Genomic DNA, 26,001 nt, shown 5'->3' with positions numbered 1-26,001 from the left:
GGGGTAATAAAATGGCTAAACGAAAAGCAGAGGTAAATGCAGCTGGTAAGCATAATCAGACACCGAAACGAAACCTAGCTGAGTCAGAGTTTTCCGCAGAATTCGCAAGCGGTGAAGAAACAATGAAACATGCTAATAGAAACTCTAAAAAGGGACGAAAAGGGAAAAATTAATGGCTAAAAATAAAAGGGTTCAAGCAAATGAAGAGTTTGGTGTTGAATTCGGAGATCTAAATGCGATTAAGTTCTATGATTTAACATATAAACAAGAACAAAAAGAAAAGCATCAAGAAAAAAATAAAGAAAAGAAAGCCAACACTTAGCTTGGCTTTCTTTTTAAATTATACTTAAATGCATAATGAATAAATTGAGGATTGTCCTGATTTCGGTTCATAATAGACAACCATATAACTATCTGTTGCTTGGGTGATCTCACCGGAATTTAGATAAATATCTAGTGAAAAAGGAACTTTTTCAACAATTGTATGTTTCAGCAAATCTTTTTCAGACAAGTTCATTGATCTAAGATTTTTATCTAATATATCAGGTTTTTCGACGATCGCCTTATATACTTTATTACGTTCAGCTTTATCCACCTCGTAGCTCCACCAAGGTTTTCTCGGCTTATAACGCTGATTATGTAAATAATCATATTTCATTAATCCCTCAATGGTATTAATCTGTTGGCTTGCTTGTGGAATGGTTCTTAAAAATGATTGAAGTCTTTTAAATAAATCCTCTAATTGGTGACCAATTCTACTCCAGCCTTTTTCTTCCCAGTAGGCTCCAAATTCTTGGAAAAAGTCAAATGGTGTTTCGAAAATATTTGATACGAGATACTCAATTGTTTGATCCATTCGATGATCATTCCAATATTTTTCAAGAACATCTTCTACCTGTTTAATGCGAACAATATCATCAAATGAAAGAATGTTATTTCCTAATATTTCATATGGTGCATGATCCATGAAAATATATTGATGTTCTTTCGCACGAAGCCTCAACCCTGTACCACGTAGCATTTTTAAAAATCCAAGTTGTAGTTCCTCTGGACGTAAGGCAAAAACATCATTGAAGGTTTTTCTAAAGGATTGATAATCTTCTTCTGGTAATCCGGCTATAAGATCTAAATGCTGATCAATTTTTCCTCCGTCTTTAACCATTGTTACTGTTCTTGTAAGTTTTTCAAAATTCTGCCTGCGCTTAACCAATTCATTAGTTAAATCATTGGTTGATTGAACACCAATTTCAAAACGGAAAAGTCCTTTAGGAGCATTATCATTTAAAAATTGAATGACTTCTGGACGCATAATATCTCCAGTAATTTCAAATTGAAAGACAGTTCCAGGTTTATGCTCATCAATTAAAAATTGGAACATTTCCATTGCATAGCTTCGACTAATATTGAAGGTACGATCTACAAATTTAATCGTTCTTGCCCCATGATCCATTAAAAAACGAATATCATCCTTGATTTTTTCTCGATTAAAATATCGGACACCAACTTCAATAGAGGAGAGACAGAATTGACAATTAAACGGACAACCTCTACTAGTTTCAATATAAATGACTCTTTTTGAAAGATGAGGAAGATCCTCTTCAAAGCGATATGGTGAAGGAAGTTCACGTAAATCAATTTTATTCCTTTGTGGATTGATTTTCACTTTTCCATTTTCCATATAGCCGATTCCAGGAACACTGGAAAAATCTTTGTCCCTTTGAATCTCTGAAAGTAGATGTTTAAAGGTTTCTTCTCCTTCCCCCATTACAATGATATCAATCTCGGGTAATCGTTGTAGCCAGTAAACTGTATCGTATGTAACCTCTGGTCCCCCAAGAATAATCGTTAATTCTGGCATGATTTTTTTTAGCATTTGAATGACTCGAATAGTTTCCTCGATATTCCAAATATAACAGCTAAATCCTATAACATCTGGTTTTTTTGTAAATAAATCAGAAACAATATTCATTACAGGATCTTTAATCGTATATTCTGCGAGTTCGACATTATATTCAGGCGCCGCAGCTGCCTTTAAATAACGAATCGCTAAATTTGTATGAATATATTTTGCATTCAGTGTACTTGCGATAATTTTCATATTATTTGATAACCTCAGCTTTCAGATAGCAGTGATGAATTGCTTCTAGAATACTTACATATTGTATCGAAGGATGAGCAAAACCTCAATATTTGTATTGATCCCTTTTCTCAAACATTTGCTGCTATTTAGGCGGCAATTTTTTAAAAGCAACTATATTATTTTAGAAAACAAGTTAAACATTAAATTTCATATGCAGGATTTTTTAGTCTATTAGCGAAATTACTTTGTATAGAATGATTCTAAATAGCGATAGTCTTATTTAGTACTTTTGATATGGATTACTTTAATAAGAACTTATTATACAATATAACAGCAATACCTTGAAGTTTAGGGGGGGAATGTGGTGACAAATGAGCAAGTTGAATTAAAAAGCAAATATCGAATTGCTCGCCAAAAGGGATTTAAATTAAAGAAAAATGCCGAGCTTTTTAAAAGTTTATTTGAAGAAGCCATCGATGGCATTGTATTCTGGGGTCAAGATGGCAGTATATTAATGGCAAACCAATCCGCTTTAAATATTTTTGAATGTACTTCGGAAGAATTTTTAAAACGAAAGCTATGGGAATTTATTTATAACAATGATCAACAAGAAAGTATCCTTCAGAGATTCAATGAAAATGAGTCGATAAGGGATGAAATGTTGTTTCTTATGCCTAATGGACAATTTAAATATCTAGAATTCACATCGAAAATGAGTTTCGTTGATGGGTATAATATGACTATTTTCCGAAATAGCAGCTACCGATATCAAATGGAACAAAATTTACGAGACAGTGAGGAAAGATTTCGGAATATTTTTGAAGGTTCACTGGATGGGATGTTACTATGGAATAAGAATTTTCATGTAGTTGATATGAATCCAATTGCAGCAGAAATACTCGGTATAGAGAAAAATAAGATTATAGGTAAGGATTTTAGAGAAATTTATCGTCATTACCCCACTATTTATAAAGAAATGAAAAAGCACCTAGAAGAATTGCCGATTAATGGAACATCAGATTCTATTCTATCTATCAAACATTTAGGAATAAATAAATTTTTAGAGATTAGTTCTAAACGCAATTTAGCATCCAATTTAAATTTGACAGTAATCAGAGATGTAACTGAGAGAAAGGCCTTGCAGGAACAATTACAAAAATCTGATACATTAATGGTTGTAGGGGAATTAGCAGCAGGGATTGCCCATGAAATACGAAATCCAATGACTGCACTAAAGGGGTTTATCCAATTACTTGAATCTAGTATAAAAGAAGATCATTCATTATATTTCAAAGTGATTACATCGGAATTAAAACGAATTGAATCTACTATTACGGAATTTCTTGTTCTAGCAAAACCACAAGCAATTCAATTTCAATTCCATGATCTTCAAAAAATAATGATGGATACATTAGATTTATTACATGGACAAGCTCTTATGCATAATATTCAATTTGAATTTGTCCACGAATCCGCATTGCCCCAAATTTTCTGTGAACCAAACCAAATGAAACAAGTATTTATAAATATTATTAAAAATGCAATAGAAGTAATGCAAGATGGGGGAAATATTCGTATCCAAATTAAAAGAGAAAATGAGGAAGAAATGCATGTAATTATTCAGGATGAAGGCGAAGGGATCCCGAAGGATAAAATAAATAAATTAGGTGAACCATTTTATACAACCAAGGAAAGGGGAACAGGCCTAGGATTAATGGTAAGCTTCAAAATTATTAAAGATCATAAAGGTAGGATTCATGTCGAAAGTGAGGTCGGTGTCGGCTCAACCTTTCATATATATTTACCCATTTCTAAAGGGAATGTCTAACAAGCGGACAGACCCTTTTCTTTTTAGGCATCCCCTTTGTTTTTCTTATAGAAGAATATGAATGTTGAATGATTAAGAAAATAATATGTTTATGTCGAAAAGTACTAGCAATATTTGTTGAATGATTATTGATTATTAAAAAGAATGTCTAATTTTGCGAATCTATTTACATTTATGGAAATACCTGCGATAATTCACAAGGGAATCAAGTTGATATAGATACCTAGGAAAATAATCGAAGGAGAATGTAAAGTGTATAGTGATACCAAAAATAGAAAAAGATTTTTAAAAGAAATACAACAAAAAAGGGATCAAATGATCTATCTCGGAAAACGTTATGGTTTAACAAATGAAAAAACCATCACTTGTAGTCAGGAATTGGACGAGCTCCTAAATGAATATCATTATTTATTCCAACATCAAGCTGAAAAACCAAACGTTATCAGGGAAGTGTCATTTCACATATATAGAAGCCAGTTGAAAAAGAGCAATTGGAAGATCAAAAAATATCAGATATTAAAGGCTATATAAAAACTATCACTATATCTATCATCACTGTCCAACATTCTTAGATAAATATATATTTTTTGTTTCTATTTTCATCATAAAAAGGGGTTGTCTGATGGCTATCAGACAACCCCTTTTTGTAGAGGAAGTGTAATGATTACTTCCGTTCCTTTATTTATTTTACTTTTAATTTCGATGGTTCCATTAAATGATTCTATTATTCTTTTACATACTACTAATCCCAATCCTGTCCCATTTTCTTTTGAAGTAAAAAAAGGAGTGAAGATTTTTTTTAAATCCTCTTCTGAAATTCCATTCCCATTGTCGCGGATTGAAAGGACAACATTCTCTTCGTTTTTATCCAGATTGATCATTAACTGCCCCCCGACCGACATAGATTCCAGCGCATTTTTAGTAATATTTAAGATTACTTGTTTAAGTTGATCCATTGTTGCTAATACAATCATTTTCTCTGAATTGATTCTGTAGGAGTAATGAACATTAAATAAGTTGGATTCTGAGTAGATTAGTGGATTTAAATCATTTATTACCTGATCCAAATGGATTTCCTCCATTTTTTGGATAGTAGGTTTTCCAAGGATGAGAAATTCGTTTACAATCTCATTGATCCGATCAATTTCTTTATTCACAATAGAAAAATAAAATTGATCCTTTGGATCCTTATATTTTTCGGATAATAATTGAAAAAGTCCTTTAATCCCAGTAAGAGGATTTCTTATTTCATGAGCAGTACTTGCAGCAAGCGTCCCAACTAGCTCTAATTTTTGTGTTTCATTTTGCATCCGTTCCCGTGCAGCCTGTCGTTTAATTGTAATAGAATGTAAAAACAGATATAAACCATGGATAATCGTGGTGATAATTAGAAAGAAAATAAAAGTATGATTAAAAACTGGATTTATCTTTGGAGTGTTTGGAACTATGGCAATTCTCCAAGGTACTTTCTCAAGCGAAGTCCTTACAATCCCTTTTTTTTGGTCCAATACTAAATTACTATTTGTAGAAAATATCGGAATACCAGTTGTGCTCTCAAATTGGACGAATGTATTTGGTGAAAGCATTTGTATTATATTAGCGATATAATCAATACGTATATGTGCAACGATGATAGCTTGAATGTCATTATTTTTTACAACAGGAGTGACAATAGCAACGACTTTTTGATTATTTGACAGTGTTTCTACTTGATCGGAGACAACTGTTTGATGAGTTAATTCCATCGTATTCAAATAGTTTTTATTTTGTAAACTGTATTGTTTTAAATAATCATTAGTTCCAGTAATCACATTTCCTTTTTTATCCAAGAAGTAAATTCCGCCATATCGTGGATCTTTTTCACTGACCTTTTTTAATGCTGTTTTTACATCATTGGTATTGGTAAAATTAGATTCAAAGGTTATAGCCAATACTTCGATACTCTTAATTGTTTCTCCAATTACTTGATCCATCTGCCTCTGATAGATGGATGCATCGCGCTCAGCATGTCTATATGATTTTTTATCATTCATTTTATAGCTATATATCCCGTAAAGAGTGGTGAACAATATCGCTGGAGCAAGTACAATACTAAGATAGATAGCGAATTTTTTGCGTTTATTTTTCATTGAAAGACCCTCTATTAAAAATGTGATTTATTAATCATATAATAAAACTCTGCAAAAGAATATTAATCATTTGACTCACTGATATCATTATACTTTATTCTTATATGATAGGTAAAACCCTGATAGGTTCTATAAGATAGTATTGACAAGAATCCATCTCTTGCCTATAATGACTATAATTTTGTAGAAGGAAATGATCTTATGGATAATATTCAACAGTCTTTGAAATTATTTATTGTATTATCAAGGGCGTATCGGGCAGTAAATGAATTCACAAATGCCTTTATTCAACAAAATGGCTTGAATCCGACAGAATTCGCGGTTCTTGAATTACTCTATCATAAAGGGGACCAACCCTTACAACAAATAGGTGATAAAATTCTTCTTGCTAGTGGCAGTATCACTTATGTTGTCGATAAGTTAGAAAAAAAAGAGTATATTGAACGAGTAGCAAGTCCAGATGATAGAAGGGTAACATTCGCACATATAACAGAAAAAGGAAAGCAATTTATGGAATCGATATTTCCAGAACACCAAGAGCGGATTCATCAAATCATGTCAGTATTAAATGATACAGAAAAAGAAATGGTCATAGATACTTTAAAAAAACTCGGAAAAAGTATTTCAAATTAGAAATACTTTTTTTATTTTTTTAGAGGAATTTATATGAGTTATGGCGAATAAATAAAGGCTTGAATATTGAATGTGGGGTGTGTGTTATGACAGTAAAGTTTGAAGATTATGCATATACAAGACCAGAAATAGAGAAAGTGGAGGTTGCGTTCCGAGCAGATCTTGAAAAATTCAAACTGGCCGAAAATGTGGAAGAACAAAGCTTAGCGATGAAGAACATCAATAATATTATTAATGAGTTAGGTACTATGTTTAATCTATGTTATATTCGCCATACGATTGATACCGAAGATGAGTTTTATAAAAACGAAAACGATTATATGGATGAAATCATGCCGCATATCGAGGGTTTGAGATCGGAATATTATCAGGCATTAACATCGTCTCATTTTCGTGATGAACTAGAAAAAAAATGGGGGAAGCAGCTCTTTGATTTAGCGGAAGGACAATTAAAAACCTTCTCTCCTGAAATTATACCGTTGGCTCAAAAGGAAAATAAGCTGTCATCTGAATATACGAAGCTTATAGCCTCTGCAAAAATTATGTTTGAAGGGGAAGAGAGGACACTTGCTCAAATTGATCCTTTTACAGAATCTAAGGACCGAGATATGAGGAAGAGAGCTATTGAAGCGAAATTTGGGTTCTTTGTTGAAAACGCGGAAGAATTCGACCGTATTTATGATGAATTAGTGAAGGTACGTACTGAAATCGCCAAGAAATTAGGATTTAAGAATTTCGTTGAGTTAGGCTATTACAGAATGTCACGTATTGATTATAATGCTGAAATGGTAGCGAAGTTCCGTGAACAAGTGAAGGAATATATTGTCCCGCTTGCAACTGAACTAAGAAAACGACAAAAAGAGAGAATTGGTGTAGATTCTTTAAAATTTTATGATGAAGGTTATCAATTTTTATCTGGAAATGCTGTACCTAAAGGTTCGCCTGAATGGATTATTGATAATGGGAAGAAAATGTATTCTGAGCTATCAAAAGAAACAGATGAATTCTTCACATTTATGAATGATAATCATCTTATGGATCTAGTAGCAAAGAAAGGGAAAGCAAGTGGCGGATATTGTACTTATATTGAAAACTATAAAGCACCATACATTTTTTCAAACTTTAATGGTACATCTGGGGATATTGACGTGTTAACTCATGAAGCCGGGCATGCCTTCCAAGTTTATTCTAGCCGTCATTTTGAAATACCTGAATACAATTGGCCGACACATGAAGCATGTGAAATTCATTCAATGAGTATGGAATTTTTCACTTATCCATGGATGGAATTATTCTTCAAAGAGGATACAGATAAGTATAAATTTGCCCATTTGAGTAGTGCATTAATCTTCTTACCATATGGTGTAGCCGTTGATGAATTCCAGCACTTTGTGTATGAAAATCCTGAAGCTACCCCTGCTGAAAGAAAGCAAGCTTGGAAACAAATCGAAGAGAAGTACCTACCACATCGTGATTATGATGGTTTCGATTATTTAGAGAATGGTGGACTTTGGCAAAGACAAGGTCATATTTATGAATCACCATTTTATTATATTGACTATACACTAGCGCAAATTTGTGCGTTTCAATTCTGGAAAAAATCACAAGAAAATCATGAAGAGGCATGGAAAGACTATATTCATTTATGTAAACAAGGTGGAAGTAAATCTTTTACAGAGCTAGTAAAAGAAGCGAACCTTATTTCCCCATTTGAAGAGGGTTGTGTTCAGTCCGTGATAGGAACAATCCAAACATGGCTTGATCAAGTAGACGATAAAAAGTTATAAGTGAAAAATTTTGTTATGCTTGTTTAATGTTTCAACAAGTAGGGACTTGGAGTATTTGTATAAAGTAGCAAAATTTATTATAAAGGCTGTTTTCGTATCGTTTGTTGCTTTTGTAAAAGCCCAACTGCCGGCTTTTACTCCCAATAAAGGATTCTAGCGGTTCTTAGGGAGTTTGCAGCTCTTTCTCAGTAATTTGATACGTGTAGCGAATATCAGTCGATATTTAATAGTTATAATTTTATTTAAATAGCAACAATGTTTGAGAAAAGAGCCATTATAAAAAAGGAGAAAAGCATAGACGCTTTTCTCCTTTTTGTGAGATTATTTTGATTCAACATGAATATGATTATCGACGATCGTTGCGATTAATTCTTTTTGCTCTACATGATCTAATATAAAGTCAGCAATACGGTCCTCTAATTGTTCTTGAATTACTCGGCGTAAAGGTCTTGCGCCGAATGCTGGATGGTAACCTAACTCTGCAAGTTTTTCTTTTACTTCATTTGTTACCTCAAGTGTGATTTGTTGCTCAGATAGCGTTTCATTCAATTCTTTGAGCATTAAATCAACGATTTCCAATAGATGTACTTTATCTAATGACTGAAATTCAATAATATTATCAAATCGATTCAGAAATTCTGGCTTGAAAAAGCTGCCGAGTGAATCAAGTATACTTGTTTCCTTAATAGCATTGCTTTGGTCAAAGCCAACATGAATTTCTTTAATACCGATTCCTGCATTACTAGTCATAATAATAACTGTATCCTTGAAGCTGACTGTACGTCCTTGACTATCTGTTAGACGACCGTCCTCCAATATTTGTAGAAACATATGCTGCACATCTGGATGTGCTTTTTCAATCTCATCTAATAATATGATACTATATGGATTTCTACGAACTTTTTCAGTTAATTGTCCTGCTTCTTCATGGCCAACATATCCTGGTGGAGAGCCGATTAATTTAGACACACTATGCTTCTCCATATACTCACTCATGTCGAGTCGAATCAATGCATCCTTTGTACCAAATAATTCTTCTGCCAATGTTTTTGTAAGTTCGGTTTTACCGACCCCAGTTGGACCTACGAAGAGGAAGGAACCGATTGGACGAGTCTTTGATTTTAATCCTGCACGTCCGCGACGGATCGCTTTAGCTACCTTTTTAACCGCTTCATCTTGACCGATTACTTTTTTGGCTAAGTTTTCCTCGATATTTTTCATTTTTTGTTGCTCATTTTCTTGCAATTTACCAACGGGTATACCAGTTTTCTTTTCAATAATTGTTTGAATATGAGTAATGTCGACTATAGGCTGACTATGTGTATTTTCAGTTTGCAGCATTTGCTCTAATTTTTCTTCTTCATCACGCAATGTTGCAGCCGTTTCATAATCTTCTTTGGCTAATGCAGTTTGTTTCTCTTGCTCAATTTCTGTAAGGCGTTGCTTAAGTTCCTCCTCATTGCCAGTCACTAATGTTAAGTTTAATTTTGAGCCAGCTTCATCCATTAGATCGATTGCTTTATCTGGTAGGTAGCGATCTTGAATATATCGATTAGATAAAAGGACACAAGCTTTGAGTGCTTCATCTGAGTAACTTACTTGGTGATATTTCTCATACTTTTCTTTCAATCCATTTAAAATATTAATAGATTGTTCAATTGTAGGTTCATTTACTTGGACAGGTTGGAAGCGTCTTTCTAGAGCTGCATCTTTTTCGATTTGGCGATATTCTTTTAATGTCGTTGCTCCAATTACTTGAAGTTCACCTCTTGCTAATGCTGGTTTTAAAATATTTCCTGCGTCCATGGAACCTTCTGCAGAACCTGCACCAACTAGTAAATGAATTTCATCAATGAATAAAAGAACATTTTTACGATTTTGTAATTCAGTGATGAGTTGTTTCATTCTTTCTTCAAATTGTCCCCGAATTCCTGTATTTGCAACCAATGAGGCAACGTCAAGCAAGTAGACTTCTTTATTTCTTAGTTTAGCTGGTACATCCTTTTCAACAATTTTCAATGCAAGTCCTTCTGCTATAGCAGTTTTACCTACACCTGGTTCACCAATTAAAACTGGATTGTTTTTATTCCGGCGGTTTAATATTTCGATCACTCGGTTGATTTCTTCTTCACGACCAATTACCGGATCAATTAATCCTGTTTTTGCTATGCTCGTTAAATTGCGTCCGAATTGATCTAAAAAGCCATTATGACCATTGCCGCCCTGACTTTGAGTTTGTTGTTTAAACCCCTGATTATTCGCTGACAATGATCCACCTTGACTATACCCTTTAAATAAATGCTCAAAATCATTCATTGAAGGAAAACCACCAAATGGTGAATGATTCATCGCAAATTCTTTCTTATAGCATTCGGAACATAATTGTAGCTCCTGAGTTTGCCCATTTATATTTACTCTTAGTTGAACATTAGCATTTCGATCATTACAATTTTGACATTTCATAATAGCATTCCTCCTTGAAATAGCAATGCAATTGTTATAATAGTTGATTTTGACTATCTTTGACTAATTAGATAAAAAGAAAATAAGGTTATTTGATTTTGACTATCTTTGACCTTATGGAATTATCATACACCCATTATTAAAATTTGTAAATATTTTTTTGACCTTTTTTGACTAAATAAAAAAGTTATAAGAGTTTAAAGTGTTGATTGCAAAAAAATATTTTCTTGTCGTAATTGAATATGCTTGTACATATGGTTTAGTAGTGCGACTTAATTGCGAGGGGATTATAGATGAAGAAATATATTGGTGGTTTACAAGTGGCTGCTGTATATGTTGGAACAGTGATTGGAGCGGGATTTGCAACAGGAAAAGAAATCGTAGAGTTTTTTACACGTTATGGGGTTATTGGAATTATTTCAATATTATTAGCGGGCTACCTATTTATCGCATTAGGTACAAAAATGATGTTGATAGCCATTGATTTGAGAGCCAAATCATATGAAGAATTTAATGAGTATTTATTTGGTAGAACCATTTCAAAGTTTATGAATGTATTTATGATGATGATGTTACTTGGAGTATGCGGGGTAATGTTTTCTGGAGCAGGTGCGGTGTTTCAAGAACATTTAGGTATAAGTAAAAATATTGGTATCTATTTTACGATTTTTTTAACGATTTTTATCATGTTAATTGGTACAAAAGGCGTATTTGCTGTTAATACTTTTGTTGTGCCGATGATGATTATTTTTAATTTTATCGTCATGTCAAAATCAATCTTAACTCCAAATTTTTTTGAATCAGTGTTAATGATTCCTAAAGTAGAAGATGGTTGGAGATTATTACTTTCTCCTTTTTCTTATGCTGCATTAAATTTAATCCTCGCTCAAGCTGTATTAGTACCAATTGCTAGTGAGGTGAATGATAAAAAGGTAGTTCGGATAGGTGGTATTATAGGCGGAGTTTTATTAACACTAATCCTATTATCTAGTCATTTTACACTCATTACTTTACCTAATGTGGCTGAATTTGAAATTCCAATGGCTATTATTGTCCAAAATACTTTTGGAAGTATTTATTATATCTATGTTGCTATTATTTATGGAGAAATATTTACCTCTATAATTGGAAATGTTTATGGCCTTGGACAGCAGATCCAGCAATATTTATCTATTAAATCGTTATGGATTTATATGATTATTATTGCTGTTGTTACATTAATCAGTAAGGTGCATTATGGAACACTTTTAGCATTATTGTACCCGTTATTTGGAAATATTAGCTTAATTTTTATCTTTTTACTTTGGATGCGAAGAGAAAATAAGTTTACGAAAGCATGAAATGAGGCTGTCAGATAAAAAGATAAGTGTCATTACTTCACAATTATAGTAGGATACATGTGAAATGATACGTATATGACAATCTTTTTATCTGCAGCCCATATTAGTGGAGTGGAAGGACAATGATTAATAATAAATCAAATATGACATGAGATACGACCAAAAGTGGAATGTTTTTTCTCCACAAATAAAGTGAACCCCAAAAAATACCACCGACCAATGCAGCTATGATTAAAATAATGTTTTCTGAATAGATGAAAATAGAGGCATTTAAAATTGCTGTTATAAGGACTGGTAACCATCCTTGAATATGGTACATTAGTCTTTTTTGGACAAAGCCTCTCCAGAATATTTCTTCTCCAGGAGCCAAAACGAATACAAGCACAAAATAATGCCATATATATTTGGGTGAAAGTAGTTTATAAGTCTTTCCTATTTGTTTGTCTAGATAAGAGGATAAGAGTGAAAATAACCAATCACCAATCCAAAACACAAGATACAATACGACTCCAGATAATATACCGAGAAATAAATATTTCCCATTTGATTGTTCATCATGTGATTTATCACTGACGATTGAATAGCTAATTAATAGTAAAGAGGTGGCTGTATATATGTACCAAAAAATTGAACGGTCGTTAAAAGTAAGAAATAATAAGATATGCGCTAACAATATACCTATTATAAGCCTTATATCTGTTGCGCTTTGCTTCATATGCTAGAAACTCCCCTCGACATAACAATACATGACTACCATGGGATTTGGATAAATCTCCATTAAATAGTTCTTTTCTATATAAGAATACTTCAATGTACACATTTTATCAAAAACAAGCTATAAATGTAATGTCCATTGTTTGAATGAATAAAATGTCATATGAAAGTAAGGCTCTTTCCATGTAGTTACTTTTTTGCAAACATGGTTGTTGCTTATGTAAAGCTTTAACTAGTAATCGGGGTGAAGTCCGTCAAATTCCTTCATTCCACAAAAAAATTGGCTAAATCTAGCCAATTTTTTCGTTTTTATGCATTTATAGATTCCTTGATGATGGTGTAGTTTTTATGATTAACGACCGTTTTTTCCTCTAATTCAAGTTCGCGATAATTATCCATATATGTTAAATCAACAATTACTGAATTCTCATTTACTTTTTCAACAACGCCACGTAAACCGTCTTTAAATTCAATCACATTCCCTACATCGGCTATTTTCACTCTGACGTCCCCCGTTCATATTAAATTATGAATTATAAATTTTCAATCATCTCATTTACAGTTTGCACCATTTTATGAAAAGTTTCAAGTATAATGAATAAATAGATAAAGTGATACGGTTACAGTGTTTTTTGGATTTTTCGAAAAATGTAAACAAAGGGTAATTATGTTAATTTTTCTATAATTATAGTAAAGTTAAATTAAAGGAACCATGTTAAATGAAAAAAATGAAGAATATATATGGTCCTTAGGAGGGGGATATATGATCAATAATGATAAAATTCGTTACTTTTTTATTTGTATTGCTATTTTATTTTTTATCTCTGCATTCTTTTTACCTGGAGTTATCATTGTCCCGTTGAAAATTATTTTATTTTCATCTGGAGATGTCTTGAATTTTGGAATGGGAACAGAATTTTATATGTTTGGAATGATCGCATTTCTCCTTCTAGGATTAGCTTCTATACTATTGATTTTCAAAAAATGGATGTTAAGATTAATAGCGATTTTTTTGTGTTTAATTAGTGTCACCTTTTTGATTTTATCAGTTGATGAATATTTCTATATGCAAAAGGATGGGTTTACAATGAATGAATTCTCCTCTTTAGGAAAGCATTCTTTTATTCCCTGGGATCAAATTGAGGAGATTCAATACGTGTATAAAGCAAATGAAAACTCTCCACTGAGAATTCAATTGAATTTGGTTGATGGAAGTACATATAAAATTCCTTTTAATGGCTTTTCTGCAAACATGAAAAACATGCTCAGGGATTATGTTGCTCCCCATGGTGGGAAATTGGTTGATGTAGATGAGGAATGATATAATTTTCTTAGATATTTTGTTAAACTTGTATTGAGGTGAGATAGTTGACGGAAGAAGAAATCAATGCTTCAATTGATCAATTACGTAAAGGCGAATTAACAGAGTTATATATTGATAATAAAGATTTCTATGATTTTCGGAAGATTTTAGTAGAACAAGAAGACTTTAAACACTTTCGTGGGATTGCCCAAAGAAACGGTCATGTAATCTATAAATACTTGGAAGTTGCTAGGAGTTAAGAAGATACTATGTGAAGTATCTTCTTTTTTTTCTTATAGGCTCTTTTCTCAAATATTATTACTATTAAGGAAATGTTTAACAAATAAAAACTGATTGAAGATCATCCCCCTGTAAGCGTATACGCTACTACTTTTACTTATTTTTAAAAATTTAGTATATTTGTGTTATACAGATAATAGGGGGACTTATGTTGAAGGAGAAAATTAACTTTTTAAAACAAGAAGTATCTAAAGTAATGGTTGGTAGAGAAAAAGATATCGAATTATTAACTATTGCTCTCTTGCAAGGAGGGCATATATTACTAGAAAGTGTACCAGGCACAGGAAAAACACTCCTAGCTAAAACATTTGCTAAATCTTTGGACGGAGAGTTCAAACGAATTCAGTTTACACCAGATGTATTACCTACAGATGTAACGGGCATTCAGTTTTTTAATCCTAAAAGTCAAGAATTTGAATTACGTATTGGTCCAGTTAAAACGAACATTCTTTTAGCTGATGAAATTAACCGGGCAACTCCAAGAACCCAGTCTAGTTTGTTAGAGGTAATGGAGGAGCGGCAAGTCACTATCGATGGTGAAACAATTATTATAGATGAGCCATTTATGGTCATTGCTACACAGAACCCTGTAGAATCTCAACAAGGAACCTTTCCGCTCCCGGCTGCACAGTTAGATCGTTTTTTAATGAAAATTTCGATGAGCTATCCTACATATCAAGAAGAAAGGGATATTCTTAGAAGATTTCAAAGTAATGAGCCTTTAACACAAGTAAAGACAATTTTAACAAGAGAGGAGTTTGTAGAACTTAGAAAGAATGTAAAAAACATTCTTGTAAATGAAGATGTCGAAAAATTCATCTTGTTAATTATTAGAGAAACTCGACAGCATCCTGCTATTGAACATGGGGCTAGCCCGAGGGCAGCACTTGCCTTGCTAAAAGCGAGTCAAGGACATGCATTTATTCATGGTCGTGAGTTTGTAACACCAGATGATGTGAAACAAGTAGCACCATACGTGTTAAAGCATCGTTTGTATTTATCCATTGAAGCTTCGTTAACAAATACAATTGATGATATCTTCGAAAAGATTATGAAAGAAGTTCCAGCTCCAGTTGAGTCAGGAGTGGTGTAATGGAATGGAGAAAAGAGGTATTAATTAGCCGAAATTTAACTATTACACGATCAGTATTAATCATTCTTATAATATTAACCTTTTTATTTGGGGATAAATGGCTACTTTTTATCCTATTAACCGCAGTGATTCTCTTATTTATTCATCATGCTTATATTTCTTTGCTTGGACGAGATTTACATTTAGAAAATGATAAAGAAATTACAAGAATGAATATAGGTGATGAAGGAGCATGGCTATTTACATTTAAAAATAAAGGGGTTCCTATTGTAAAAGGAAGCATAAATATTGCCTTTGATGATTGTATTGAACCGACCGCTTATCCATATGTAAAAAATCGGTCTTTTTTAGAAATTTCCATACCCTTCAAAGCATGGACGAATGAACTGGTCGAGGTGAGAATTCCTTTTTCAGCGGTAAAAAGAGGTATCTCCCATATTTATAAATTTGAAATAAAGGTCAACCATTTATTTGGAAGTGGGGCCATCATTTTGAATTATGACGGTATTATTAAAAAGAAAAAATTAGTTTATCCCAGTAGAAAGATAGTCCATACACTCAAAGAACCTTCTGTCTTATTTCATGGTTATCAGGATGTCCGGAATTCGCTATTTTTTGATCCACTCCAACCGATTGGAACCCGGGAGTATATTAAAGGAGATTCCTTTCAGCATATTCACTGGAAAGCAACAGCAAGAATGCAGCAGCTACAAACAAAGGTATTCCCACATTCAGGAGCTAGGCATTGGCTATTTATTTTGAATATCTCAGAAGGACATTCCATTAATCGTGATTTGGAAGAATTAATTAGTTATACAGCTTTTTTAATTGAACATGCAGTAAAGGAAAACATCCCTTTTGCAGTTGCTATAAATATACGCACCCATGGTGACATTCCTTATTTTTTTCTTTCTGAAGGTGAAGGAAGAATTCAGAGACAAAAAGCATTTGAAATACTTTCTATGCTTTCTATCCACTCCTTTCCTTTTCCACCACATTTAATGTTAAAGGATATCGAAAAAAGAGATTCTTTAGTCCCAATTGTTATCTATATTGGTAATCAAAATACTGCCAGTAACAATGTTTTATTGTCTTTAAAAATGAAAAAATCCACCATTTTTGAATTGGAAAATGTCAATGGACAAGGAGTAATGAAAGAATGGAGTCAGGTGCCATGCAAAAGAAGCGGATAAATTGGTTTTGGATTTGGGGAATTTTAAAAATATTCATTAGTGAGGCAATCTTATTAGCAATCTTTTTATTTCCTGTTCGTTTAAATAATTATGTCCATACAATCAGTTGGGTGTTTTTAATCATTATGATTGGATCACTAGTAGTTACTATCATACTATCAGGAGGTAATAAACAAAGAGTTCAAAAACTTTACTATATCATTTCTATACCAATTATGATTATTGCTTCACTAATCATCGGAATCCCATTATGGGGAATAATCATCATGGTTATCTTTAGTCAATGGCGGCTTTATAAATTATTGCCAGAGGATTTTGATGATGAATATTTTGATAATCGAAATGGATTGCTATTAATAACGATCCTGGTCGGTGTAGCCATGTATGGCATTGGAATTTCATTAAAATTTGTACAAAATGATACTTTGTTATTACTTATTTTATTCCAACTTTTTTTATTAAGTTATGGAACGTTTATTAAAAATTATTTACAAGTTAAGTATAAAAAGGCACCACAAATATTTCTTATCGCTATATTTGTACTCTTGATCCCACTTGGAGCTGCAATTGTTTTGACACTTATAAGTGGGCCAATTAGAATAGGTTTGCTTTCTCTTATATCCTTTATTTTTAAGGGCTTAATGGTTGTACTTGGCCCTTTTTTATCAGTATTTTTTAATTTCTTTAAGGATAGAGTAAATACGGGAGTCGATAAAATCGCAGCTGAAAATCAGTCCGAAGAAACCCCAATAGAACAAGGGAAAAGTGTCATTGAAAGAATAGTACCTGATGGAAGTAATTTTTACATAATCATATTCATAGCTTTTGCCATCTTCTCGATTTGGGCATTCATTAAGTTCCGCCGTTTTCAAATGTCTAATGAAGAGAGGAATGATGGAAAGGAGTTAACCATTAGAAAATTATTTAAAAAAGACGATAATCCATCATCAGAGGTATTAATTAATCCTAATTATTCAAAATCATCACATCAAATTAGAAAAAGTGTAAATGATTTGGAGAGACTTGCTTTAAAGAAAAAGTTGGGACGATACACCTCAGAATCTGCACGTGAGTGGTTTGCTCGAATAGAAATTAATTGTACAAATAAGTGGATTGAGATGTATGAAAAGGTTCGTTACGGGAAGGAAGAAATTTCTGCTACGGATGTAGAATTATTCTTAACTGAATACAAAAGTATTAAGGCACAGCTTAAAGAAATAAAGCCAAGTAAAAATCAAGATGATGGAATTCATAACCTTTCAGAATAATGTAATACTACTATTGAGCAATTGATTTGTCATCATGAAAAAGGAGTGTTATTCTTTTAACTTGGAAAATCTAGTTTGTTCATATAAAATATTATTGACGAAATAAATTAGGTCATTTATTTTAATATGGAGAAACATTAATCATTTAATAGGATAAAGGAGTTTTTATAATGGCACAAAAACAATTCAAAGTTATTGCAGATACTGGTATCCATGCACGTCCAGCTACATTACTTGTACAAACAGCAAGTAAATTTGATTCTGAAATCCAATTAGAGTATAACGGAAAACAAGTGAACTTAAAATCAATCATGGGTGTCATGTCTCTTGGAATTGGTAAAGATGCACAAATTACTATTAGTGCAGAAGGTAGTGACGAAGCAGATGCATTAAACAGCTTAGAAGAATTATTGAAAAAAGAAGGTCTAGCTGAGTAATGTCTACGATCCTAAAAGGAATAGCAGCTTCAAATGGAATTGCTATTGCAAAAGCGTATCGATTAGTCGAACCGGATCTTACATTTGCTAAATCAACGATAGATGATCTTGATAAAGAGATCTCTCGTTTTAAAGATGCGATTGCTGCATCAACTTCTGAACTAGAAACCATTAGAGACCATGCTAATAAAAAATTGGGTGCAGATAAGGCAGCTATTTTTGATGCCCATCTTCTTGTACTTAATGATCCCGAGCTATTAACTTCTGTAGAAGATAAAATTAAAAATGAAAAAGTCAATGCAGAAAGTGCATTAAAAGATACAACTGATATGTTCATTATGATGTTTGAACAAATGGAAAATGAATATATGCGAGAACGTGCTGCAGATATTCGTGATGTTAGAAAACGAGTATTAGCACATTTACTAAATGTGAAAATTCCTAATCCTAGCTTAATCAATGAAGAGGTAGTTGTTGTCGCTGAAGATTTAACTCCTTCTGACACGGCTCAATTAAATCGTGATTTTGTTAAAGGATTTACAACAAATATTGGTGGTCGTACTTCGCACTCTGCTATTATGGCTCGTTCTCTTGAAATTCCTGCGGTAGTTGGAACGAAGGAAGTCACAGCTAAAATCAATAATGGAGATATTGTAATTATTGATGGTTTAAACGGTGAAGTACATATTAATCCAACACCAGAAATTGTGGAGCAATATAAGAAAGAAAAAGAAAAGTTTGAAATTCAAAAAGCCGAGTGGGCGAAGCTAGTGAATGAAAAAACCGTTTCAAAAGATGGTCATCATGTTGAACTAGGCGCCAACATTGGTACACCAAATGATCTGCAGGGTGTAGTGGAAAATGGCGGGGAAGCTGTCGGCTTATACCGTACAGAATTTTTGTATATGGGAAAAGACCAGTTTCCAACTGAAGAGGAACAATTTGAATCTTATAAGAAAGTCTTAGAAGGTATGAAAGGTAAGTCTGTCGTTGTTCGTACATTGGATATCGGTGGCGATAAAAAACTTCCTTATCTTAAATTACCAGAGGAAATGAATCCATTCCTTGGTTTCAGAGCTATACGACTATGCTTAGAAGAACAAGATATGTTCCGTACGCAGTTACGCGCGTTATTACGTGCCAGTGTTTATGGAAACTTAAAGATTATGTTCCCAATGATTGCAACTTTAAATGAATTCCGCCAAGCAAAAGCAATTTTATTAGAGGAAAAAGAGAAGCTTGTTTCCGAAAATATACCTGTTTCAGACCAAATTGAAGTGGGTATAATGGTTGAAATTCCTTCTACTGCTGTCCTAGCTGATCAATTTGCTAAGGAAGTTGATTTCTTTAGTATTGGTACAAATGATTTGATTCAGTATACTATGGCTGCAGATCGTATGAATGAACAAGTTTCTTATCTATATCAACCATATAACCCAACTATTTTAAGACTAGTTAAAATGGTCATTGATGCTTCCCATAAGGAAGGTAAATGGACAGGTATGTGTGGTGAGATGGCTGGAGATGAAATTGCTATTCCGATTCTTCTAGGTCTTGGGCTAGATGAATTCTCTATGAGTGCATCTTCAATCTTAAAAGCTCGTTCACAAATTCGTGGACTGAATAAATCAGATATGGAAAAGTTAGCTGAGCAGGTTTTACAATTTCAAACCAATGATGAGGTCATTGAAACTGTAAAAAAAGTTACATCCATGTAATTGATTTGTAAAAGAAAAAAGGTTTAATACAATTAAAAGGGTGGTAAAAATAAATATCTCGAGGAACTTAATATACTGGTAACTTGAGGTACCATTTCTTTCTCATTTTTTCCCCCTTTTTTTATACTTGCAGATGATTATTCAATCATCTGTCTTTTTTTGTTTAAATTCTTATCTAATCATTACTGTTTACTGTATTAAATCAAATAGATGAAATTTTCCGTATGCTTGGTTTATACTGAGAAGAAAGGAGGAATGTTGGATGGAACTTGGATTAAAAGGAAAAACAGCATTAGTTATGGCTTCAAGTCAAGGCCTGGGAAAGGCAATAGCAAAAGGCTTTGTAAAAGAAGGAGTAAATGTTCTAATTGCAAGTCGTAATGTGGATCAATTAAAAATAGTTAAAGAAGAGCTTTCTTCTCTAGGGGATGCGAAAGTTGACTATATTGGTTGTGACATTACAAAACCAAATCAAATTGAAGCGATGATTCAAAAGTTATCAATAGATTATGGAGCATTGGATATTTTAATCAATAATGCTGGCGGTCCTCCAGCAGGAAGTTTTGAAGATCTGACAGATGATGAGTGGCAACAATCATTTGAACTAAATTTACTATCTTACATACGTATTATTCGAGGAGCATTACCACTCTTGAAACGTAATGGTGGAAAAATTATTAATATAGCTTCGTCGTCTATTAAAGAACCAATATCAGGGTTAATTCTGTCCAACACATTCAGAACAGGAATTGTAGGTCTATCTAAAACATTAGCAATTGAATTAGCTAAATATAATATTCTTGTTAATACGGTTGGACCTGGAAGAATTGCCACTGACCGTGTGAAACATTTAGATGAATTAAACGCAAAGAAAAATGGGTTAACTATTGAAGAAATTGAAGAAAGTGAAAAAGAAACTATTCCATTAGGACGTTATGGTGAACCTGAGGAGTTTGCAAATATGGTTGTATTTTTAGCTTCAGAAGCGAACTCTTATGTAACAGGAAGTAGTTTCCTTGTAGATGGTGGAAAGATTAAATCTATTTAACGATTTTTGAAAATGGGGGAATGACTTTTGAACAAAATGAAGCCAATGATCGGTTTTATTGGAACTGGTATTATGGGAAAAAGCATGATTTCACATTTATTACATGCTGGTTATGATGTATGGATTTACAACCGTACAAAAGAAAAAGCAATGGAACTCATCGAGCAAGGGGCACATTGGTGCAATACTCCAAAAGAAGTGGCAAAGCACTCAAATGTTATTATCACAATGGTCGGCTATCCTTTTGATGTTGAAGAAGTGTATTTCGGCTCAGAGGGAATATTGGAAAATGGCCAGAAGAATTCAATTTTTATAGATATGACCACTTCAACACCGACGCTTGCTAAAAGGATTGACCAAGCTGCAAAAGAAAAGGGCTTATATTCTTTAGATGCTCCAGTTTCTGGAGGAGATATAGGAGCAAAAAATGGAACACTTACAATTATGGTTGGGGGAAGCCAAGAGGTGTACGACAAAGTACTACCTATTCTATCACGCTTTGGGAAAAATATTGTGTATCAAGGAGAAGCGGGTGCTGGACAGCACACGAAAATGTGTAATCAAATTGCCATAGCTACAAATATGATCGGTGTTTCAGAGGCGCTCATCTATGCAAAAAAAGCAGGATTGGATCCTGAAAAAGTTTTAAAATCGATTAGTGCTGGTGCAGCAGGAAGTTTTTCCTTAACAACATATGCTCCGAGGATGTTGGCAAATGATTATTCACCTGGCTTTTTTATAAAGCACTTTATTAAAGATATGGGAATTGCATTAGAAGAGGCTGAAAAGATGGATCTTGAGTTGCCTGGCCTTGCTCTAGCTAAAAAGATGTATGATCAATTAGTAGAATTAGGAGAAGAAAATAGTGGCACACAAGCATTGATAAAATATTGGGAATAAAAATGAGTCTTCCTTAACAAACTATCAATGAAGCTAACTTGAAAACGGTTTGGAGGAAGAATGAATGGCAAAACGAACAAAGAAAAATGATGCTGATCAAAAAAATAAAAAAGGCTTTGATTCTGCAGTATTGAATGAGGAATTCGCTCATGAGATGGGTAGTGCAGCTGCAAATAAAATTCATAAAGATAAGGCCAAGAAGGAAAAAGCAGGAAAGAATAACGGGAAATATAAAGGGCAATAGAAAGAAAAAGAGTTGTCTAATAGGGGAACTATCCCTACTGGACAACTCTTTCTTCTAGTTCTTTGCATTTAAATAGTTCTCTATTCGATCTAAACCTATTTGAAGTACTTCCTTTGAACAAGCATAGGACAATCTGAAGTATCCTTCTCCATATGTTGAAAATGCACTACCAGGTACAACAGCAACCTTTCCCTTTATTGCTAAATTTAATGCGAAATCAAAGGAAGTAGTTTGCAAATGATTAGGGACTTTCACAAAAAAGTAAAATGCACCGTCAGGCTTTACAAACTGTAGTCCCATCTTCATTAATCTTGCACTTACATATTCCCGTCTTTCAAAATACTCGTTTTTCATTGTCTCTGCATCGTTGATTCCTGCTGTTAACGCTTCATAAGCGGCTTTTTGGGAAATGGAAGAGATACATGATACATTGTATTGATGGACCTTTAATATATGCTTACATAAATATTCTGGCGCAAAGAGGAAGCCTACTCTCCAACCGGTCATAGAGTGAGACTTTGATAAACCATTAATAACAATTGTTTGGTCCCTTAATTCGTTTGCAATCGAATAGTGTTTATCTGTATAAACGAGCTCACTATATATTTCATCAGCAATAATAAATATATTTTCACCTTTTAAAATTGTAGCAATATCCTTCAATTCTTCTTGATTCAAGTTAACTCCAGTAGGATTTGAAGGGTAGGGTAGAATAATGCATTTTGTTCGTTTATTTAAAAATGGTTTTATTTTTTCAGCAGTTAATTTAAAATCACTATCTCTTGTATCAATATGTACTGGTGTGCCTCCACAGATTCGAATAAGGGGCTCGTAGCCAGGGTAAATTGGTCCAGGTAATAGCACCTCGTCCCCTTCAGATAAAATGGTTCTTAATGTAATGTCAATTGCCTCACTTGCACCCACAGTCGCAATCACTTCATTTTCAGGACGGTAATTAAGGCCGTATTTTATTGATAGAAACTGACTCGCAGCCTTTCTTAATTCTAAATAGCCTGCATTATGTGTATAAGATGTAAAATCATTCTTTATAGCAGATATGCCAGCTTTTTTTACATGTTCAGGTGTAGGGAAATCAGGTTGACCGATTGTGAAGGATATTAAATCTTCTATATCGTTAACCATATTGAAAAATTTTCTAATCCCAGAGATTTCAATATCTAAAACATTTTTATTAAGTAAGTGCTCCATAATCTTCACCCTTTATGAATTATTAACGCTTTTAATCATTAAAACTTACTCCTGATTAAGGAGGTTTAAAAATTTCGGATTAAGAATTTATCTAGTCATTCCAAATGAGCTTTTACTATTGGATTCGTCAATTGGATAAATACTAGATGTGTCTGTTACAATATTTTATCATGACTCTTTATAATGTTCATGATAGAATAAGAGAAAAATAATAGAAATGGTTATTTTATCTACGAATAATGCCATTTTAGATTTTCATCGTTGTTTTCATCATAGGAGGAGAATGGTAGTGGACGTAGGATTAGAAAAACAAGAAAAAGAGTATGCTGGGTTTTGGATAAGATTTGGTGCGTATTTAATAGATGGTATCATTTTAAGTATCCCTTTGGCCATTTTTATGATCATTTTTTCATTGATATTTATAGGTGAAATTGTATTTTTAAATCCGACTTCTTCTCAATTTGAAGCGGAATTATCAGGCCCAAAAGTTGTATCGTTTTTAGCAACTTATTTTATTTTTTGCTTGGTTGCTCTATTCGGTTCAATGGCTTATTTTGCTGGTTTTCAATCATCCAAAATGCAAGCCACTCCTGGGAAGCGTCTATTTGGATTAAAGGTTGTAGATATCCAAGGCAATCGTATTACCTTTTGGCGTGGATTAGGTAGATATTTTGCAATGATTCTTTCTGGTATTTTTTATATCGGCTATATTATTGCTGCGTTTACAGAAAAAAAGCAAGCCTTGCATGATATGATTGCTGGAACTTATGTTATAAAAGCTAAATAATAGGATGAGATAAAATTATCATCTTCTAAATAGAGTGTTCTAGTTAAGGGGTGACCTCATTAATGTACATTGTCTAGAGTAGAGTTTTAAGCTAGATAGTGTAATTTGGGGTTGCCCCTTAACTATTTGACATCGATATTTTTATTACTTATCCTGTGCTAGTAGTATTACAGGATAAATTAATTAGGTAAAAAGTCCTGTTTTATTTTAGTTGAAAATTTATTAATTGCTAAAAATACCCGTAAATTCAGTGTTCGTTTTTATATTTCATACAGATAGGAACTTCGATTTAGAAAACTTCCTAAAAAAATGGCAAAGACGTGTGTCGGTTTTCATGGTATATTAACTGTAGATTGATCAGTGAGAGGAAGTATGAAGATGGAAATTAGCAATGGAATATTATTAGATAGCGGGACTAATGAACTAGAAATTATTGAATTTGAAGTTGGACATAGTAGATTTGGCATTAATGTTATTAAGGTAAAAGAGATTATTCTACCAATTCCGGTAACATTTATTCCTCATTCACATCCATATATTGAAGGAATCATCCAATTACGTGGAGAAGTATTACCTGTGGTGGACTTGAAAAAGGTATTACAGCTTGGAAATTCAGCAAATACAGAAAATGAAAAGTATATCGTTACTGAATTCAATCAACAAAAGGTAGTATTTCACGTACATAATGTTTCACAAATACATAGGATATCTTGGGGACAGATTGAAAAACCTTCAGATATGTATTCAGGGGATACGACACAAATTATCGGTGTGATTAAACAAAATGATCATATGATTTTAATGTTAGACTTTGAACGAATTATTACAGAGATAAATCCCGAAACCGGAATTAATAAAAACACAATTAAAAAGCTTGGTACAAGAGAACGTTCCTCTAAAAAAGTTGTTGTTGCAGAGGATTCGGCACTTTTAAGAAAATTAATTTATGATACTTTATTAGAAGCAGGATATGAAAATGTCGAGTTTTTTGAAAATGGAAAGGATGCTTATAACTATTTAGAAGCGATTGTTTCAGATGGAAAGAAGATAGAAGAAGAGGTTCAATTGGTCATTACCGATATTGAAATGCCACAAATGGACGGACATCATTTAACGAAAAAAATTAAAGACGATAATCAACTATCCAAATTACCAGTCATTATTTTCTCCTCACTAATTACAGAAAGCTTGAGACATAAAGGAGAAATAGTTGGAGCGGATGATCAAGTAAGTAAACCAGAAATAATGGAATTAATTTTAAAAATGGATAAGTATATTCTTTAGAAGAGTAAAGAGTTGTTACAAGTGAAAAGGAAAAGGACTTCATGCGTGAACTGCACCCCAATTGTTAGACACAATTGGAGGTGCAGTTCAACGATGGAGTCATTTTTTATGCTTTTTACGTATTGGTTGTTGTCTTTATATATGACCATCTGCGGGCTTTAATAGTAGTGCTTTTTTTGGTGTTTTCTGCTCTTTTCCCAGTGAAATAGAGTGCATTCGGTTGTTATTAAAACTTAAAGCATT

At 33.1% G+C, this 26,001-nt stretch carries 25 protein-coding genes; 19 read left to right on the top strand and 6 right to left on the bottom strand.

Annotation, left to right across the window (positions count from 1 at the left end):
- Positions 1-11 precede the first annotated feature (11 nt).
- Positions 12-173: a hypothetical protein gene (locus NST63_RS17180; protein ID WP_212942183.1), complete on the top strand. Its 162-nt coding sequence runs from the start codon at positions 12-14 to the stop codon at positions 171-173.
- Positions 173-322 (top strand): hypothetical protein, encoded by a 150-nt coding sequence (locus tag NST63_RS17175; protein ID WP_212942182.1) that lies wholly within the window; start codon positions 173-175, stop codon positions 320-322. The genes NST63_RS17180 and NST63_RS17175 overlap by 1 nt, the downstream gene beginning before the upstream one ends.
- Before the next feature lie 24 nt (positions 323-346).
- On the opposite strand, the gene NST63_RS17170 is transcribed toward NST63_RS17175, so the two are convergent.
- Entirely contained in the window at positions 347-2,098 is a 1,752-nt protein-coding gene (locus tag NST63_RS17170; protein WP_212942180.1) for a B12-binding domain-containing radical SAM protein, read from the bottom strand.
- Positions 2,099-2,444: 346 nt separating this feature from the next.
- Here NST63_RS17170 and NST63_RS17165 point away from each other — a divergent pair, with 346 nt between their 5' ends.
- Together NST63_RS17165 and NST63_RS17160 are read left to right on the top strand one after the other, a co-directional pair.
- Complete coding sequence (locus NST63_RS17165; RefSeq protein ID WP_341043062.1) at positions 2,445-3,908, top strand: PAS domain-containing sensor histidine kinase; 1,464 nt, start codon at positions 2,445-2,447, stop codon at positions 3,906-3,908.
- A 252-nt stretch (positions 3,909-4,160) separates the two neighbouring features.
- Entirely contained in the window at positions 4,161-4,439 is a 279-nt protein-coding gene (locus NST63_RS17160) for an aspartyl-phosphate phosphatase Spo0E family protein (protein WP_212942178.1), read from the top strand.
- Positions 4,440-4,537: 98 nt separating this feature from the next.
- Here the strand turns inward: NST63_RS17160 and NST63_RS17155 are convergent, their stop codons facing one another.
- Positions 4,538-6,037: an ATP-binding protein gene (locus NST63_RS17155; protein ID WP_212942177.1), complete on the bottom strand. Its 1,500-nt coding sequence runs from the start codon at positions 6,035-6,037 to the stop codon at positions 4,538-4,540.
- Positions 6,038-6,238: 201 nt separating this feature from the next.
- Between NST63_RS17155 and NST63_RS17150 the strand changes: the two genes are divergently transcribed.
- Together NST63_RS17150 and NST63_RS17145 are read left to right on the top strand one after the other, a co-directional pair.
- The gene (locus NST63_RS17150; RefSeq protein ID WP_058002438.1) at positions 6,239-6,670 is read left to right on the top strand and encodes a MarR family winged helix-turn-helix transcriptional regulator; all 432 of its coding nucleotides are present in this window, start codon (positions 6,239-6,241) and stop codon (positions 6,668-6,670) included.
- An 86-nt stretch (positions 6,671-6,756) separates the two neighbouring features.
- Entirely contained in the window at positions 6,757-8,457 is a 1,701-nt protein-coding gene (locus NST63_RS17145; protein WP_259545885.1) for a M3 family oligoendopeptidase, read from the top strand.
- Positions 8,458-8,778: 321 nt separating this feature from the next.
- On the opposite strand, the gene NST63_RS17140 is transcribed toward NST63_RS17145, so the two are convergent.
- On the bottom strand, positions 8,779-10,920 hold the full coding sequence (locus NST63_RS17140; protein WP_341043057.1) for an ATP-dependent Clp protease ATP-binding subunit: 2,142 nt from the start codon (positions 10,918-10,920) through the stop codon (positions 8,779-8,781).
- Between the two features lie 293 nt (positions 10,921-11,213).
- On the opposite strand from NST63_RS17140, the gene NST63_RS17135 reads away from it, so the two are divergent.
- Positions 11,214-12,260, top strand: a complete 1,047-nt coding sequence (locus NST63_RS17135; protein WP_341043056.1) for a YkvI family membrane protein — start codon at positions 11,214-11,216, stop codon at positions 12,258-12,260.
- A 103-nt stretch (positions 12,261-12,363) separates the two neighbouring features.
- Here the strand turns inward: NST63_RS17135 and NST63_RS17130 are convergent, their stop codons facing one another.
- Complete coding sequence (locus NST63_RS17130) at positions 12,364-12,975, bottom strand: CPBP family intramembrane glutamic endopeptidase (RefSeq protein WP_180213062.1); 612 nt, start codon at positions 12,973-12,975, stop codon at positions 12,364-12,366.
- 308 nt (positions 12,976-13,283) lie between these two features.
- Positions 13,284-13,475 carry a YkvS family protein gene (locus tag NST63_RS17125; protein WP_212942169.1) on the bottom strand — a complete coding sequence of 64 codons (192 nt, stop codon included), beginning with the start codon at positions 13,473-13,475 and terminating at the stop codon, positions 13,284-13,286.
- A 262-nt stretch (positions 13,476-13,737) separates the two neighbouring features.
- Here NST63_RS17125 and NST63_RS17120 point away from each other — a divergent pair, with 262 nt between their 5' ends.
- The 10 genes from NST63_RS17120 (at position 13,738) to NST63_RS17075 (ending at position 22,478) form a co-directional block, all read left to right on the top strand.
- Positions 13,738-14,295, top strand: coding sequence for a hypothetical protein (locus NST63_RS17120; RefSeq protein WP_341043054.1), 558 nt, complete (start codon positions 13,738-13,740; stop codon positions 14,293-14,295).
- Positions 14,296-14,342: 47 nt separating this feature from the next.
- Complete coding sequence (locus tag NST63_RS17115) at positions 14,343-14,537, top strand: hypothetical protein (protein ID WP_212942166.1); 195 nt, start codon at positions 14,343-14,345, stop codon at positions 14,535-14,537.
- Between the two features lie 188 nt (positions 14,538-14,725).
- On the top strand, positions 14,726-15,670 hold the full coding sequence (locus NST63_RS17110; RefSeq protein WP_341043053.1) for an AAA family ATPase: 945 nt from the start codon (positions 14,726-14,728) through the stop codon (positions 15,668-15,670).
- Positions 15,670-16,863 carry a DUF58 domain-containing protein gene (locus NST63_RS17105; RefSeq protein ID WP_212942165.1) on the top strand — a complete coding sequence of 398 codons (1,194 nt, stop codon included), beginning with the start codon at positions 15,670-15,672 and terminating at the stop codon, positions 16,861-16,863. The genes NST63_RS17110 and NST63_RS17105 overlap by 1 nt, the downstream gene beginning before the upstream one ends.
- Complete coding sequence (locus NST63_RS17100; protein WP_341043050.1) at positions 16,830-18,131, top strand: hypothetical protein; 1,302 nt, start codon at positions 16,830-16,832, stop codon at positions 18,129-18,131. The genes NST63_RS17105 and NST63_RS17100 overlap by 34 nt, the downstream gene beginning before the upstream one ends.
- Positions 18,132-18,301: 170 nt before the next feature.
- Positions 18,302-18,568 carry a phosphocarrier protein HPr gene (locus NST63_RS17095; protein WP_058002448.1) on the top strand — a complete coding sequence of 89 codons (267 nt, stop codon included), beginning with the start codon at positions 18,302-18,304 and terminating at the stop codon, positions 18,566-18,568.
- Positions 18,568-20,286 (top strand): phosphoenolpyruvate--protein phosphotransferase, encoded by a 1,719-nt coding sequence (ptsP, locus tag NST63_RS17090; protein WP_341043048.1) that lies wholly within the window; start codon positions 18,568-18,570, stop codon positions 20,284-20,286. Before NST63_RS17095 ends, ptsP begins: the two co-directional genes overlap by 1 nt.
- Before the next feature lie 262 nt (positions 20,287-20,548).
- Positions 20,549-21,334: an SDR family oxidoreductase gene (locus NST63_RS17085; protein WP_341043046.1), complete on the top strand. Its 786-nt coding sequence runs from the start codon at positions 20,549-20,551 to the stop codon at positions 21,332-21,334.
- 36 nt (positions 21,335-21,370) lie between these two features.
- Entirely contained in the window at positions 21,371-22,234 is an 864-nt protein-coding gene (locus tag NST63_RS17080; protein WP_341044212.1) for an NAD(P)-dependent oxidoreductase, read from the top strand.
- Between the two features lie 64 nt (positions 22,235-22,298).
- A complete protein-coding gene (locus NST63_RS17075; protein ID WP_058002451.1) occupies positions 22,299-22,478 on the top strand; it encodes a hypothetical protein in 180 nt (59 codons plus the stop codon).
- A gap of 54 nt (positions 22,479-22,532) precedes the next feature.
- On the opposite strand, the gene NST63_RS17070 is transcribed toward NST63_RS17075, so the two are convergent.
- Positions 22,533-23,687 carry an aminotransferase A gene (locus NST63_RS17070; protein ID WP_341043044.1) on the bottom strand — a complete coding sequence of 385 codons (1,155 nt, stop codon included), beginning with the start codon at positions 23,685-23,687 and terminating at the stop codon, positions 22,533-22,535.
- A gap of 289 nt (positions 23,688-23,976) precedes the next feature.
- On the opposite strand from NST63_RS17070, the gene NST63_RS17065 reads away from it, so the two are divergent.
- Entirely contained in the window at positions 23,977-24,474 is a 498-nt protein-coding gene (locus NST63_RS17065) for an RDD family protein (RefSeq protein ID WP_373312596.1), read from the top strand.
- Between the two features lie 378 nt (positions 24,475-24,852).
- Positions 24,853-25,758 carry a chemotaxis protein gene (locus NST63_RS17060; protein WP_212942154.1) on the top strand — a complete coding sequence of 302 codons (906 nt, stop codon included), beginning with the start codon at positions 24,853-24,855 and terminating at the stop codon, positions 25,756-25,758.
- The last annotated feature ends 243 nt before the right edge of the window (positions 25,759-26,001 follow it).

The organism is Heyndrickxia sp. FSL W8-0496, from assembly GCF_038007825.1.
Classification (GTDB): domain Bacteria; phylum Bacillota; class Bacilli; order Bacillales; family Bacillaceae_C; genus Heyndrickxia; species Heyndrickxia oleronia.
The sequence above is the reverse complement of the archived record's forward strand: the minus strand, read 5'-3'. Positions and strand labels throughout refer to the sequence as shown.

Excerpts from the sequence above, each read along its gene's own strand:
- NST63_RS17180 (WP_212942183.1), top strand. The coding sequence starts at position 12 with ATGGCTAAACGAAAAGCAGAGGTAAATGCAGCTGGTAAGCATAATCAG.
- NST63_RS17175 (WP_212942182.1), top strand. The coding sequence starts at position 173 with ATGGCTAAAAATAAAAGGGTTCAAGCAAATGAAGAGTTTGGTGTTGAA.
- NST63_RS17170 (WP_212942180.1), bottom strand. The coding sequence starts at position 2,098 with ATGAAAATTATCGCAAGTACACTGAATGCAAAATATATTCATACAAAT.
- NST63_RS17155 (WP_212942177.1), bottom strand. The coding sequence starts at position 6,037 with ATGAAAAATAAACGCAAAAAATTCGCTATCTATCTTAGTATTGTACTT.
- NST63_RS17150 (WP_058002438.1), top strand. The coding sequence starts at position 6,239 with ATGGATAATATTCAACAGTCTTTGAAATTATTTATTGTATTATCAAGG.
- NST63_RS17145 (WP_259545885.1), top strand. The coding sequence starts at position 6,757 with ATGACAGTAAAGTTTGAAGATTATGCATATACAAGACCAGAAATAGAG.
- NST63_RS17140 (WP_341043057.1), bottom strand. The coding sequence starts at position 10,920 with ATGAAATGTCAAAATTGTAATGATCGAAATGCTAATGTTCAACTAAGA.
- NST63_RS17135 (WP_341043056.1), top strand. The coding sequence starts at position 11,214 with ATGAAGAAATATATTGGTGGTTTACAAGTGGCTGCTGTATATGTTGGA.
- NST63_RS17130 (WP_180213062.1), bottom strand. The coding sequence starts at position 12,975 with ATGAAGCAAAGCGCAACAGATATAAGGCTTATAATAGGTATATTGTTA.
- NST63_RS17120 (WP_341043054.1), top strand. The coding sequence starts at position 13,738 with ATGATCAATAATGATAAAATTCGTTACTTTTTTATTTGTATTGCTATT.
- NST63_RS17110 (WP_341043053.1), top strand. The coding sequence starts at position 14,726 with ATGTTGAAGGAGAAAATTAACTTTTTAAAACAAGAAGTATCTAAAGTA.
- NST63_RS17105 (WP_212942165.1), top strand. The coding sequence starts at position 15,670 with ATGGAATGGAGAAAAGAGGTATTAATTAGCCGAAATTTAACTATTACA.
- NST63_RS17100 (WP_341043050.1), top strand. The coding sequence starts at position 16,830 with ATGGAGTCAGGTGCCATGCAAAAGAAGCGGATAAATTGGTTTTGGATT.
- NST63_RS17095 (WP_058002448.1), top strand. The coding sequence starts at position 18,302 with ATGGCACAAAAACAATTCAAAGTTATTGCAGATACTGGTATCCATGCA.
- ptsP (WP_341043048.1), top strand. The coding sequence starts at position 18,568 with ATGTCTACGATCCTAAAAGGAATAGCAGCTTCAAATGGAATTGCTATT.
- NST63_RS17085 (WP_341043046.1), top strand. The coding sequence starts at position 20,549 with ATGGAACTTGGATTAAAAGGAAAAACAGCATTAGTTATGGCTTCAAGT.
- NST63_RS17080 (WP_341044212.1), top strand. The coding sequence starts at position 21,371 with ATGAAGCCAATGATCGGTTTTATTGGAACTGGTATTATGGGAAAAAGC.
- NST63_RS17075 (WP_058002451.1), top strand. The coding sequence starts at position 22,299 with ATGGCAAAACGAACAAAGAAAAATGATGCTGATCAAAAAAATAAAAAA.
- NST63_RS17070 (WP_341043044.1), bottom strand. The coding sequence starts at position 23,687 with ATGGAGCACTTACTTAATAAAAATGTTTTAGATATTGAAATCTCTGGG.
- NST63_RS17060 (WP_212942154.1), top strand. The coding sequence starts at position 24,853 with ATGGAAATTAGCAATGGAATATTATTAGATAGCGGGACTAATGAACTA.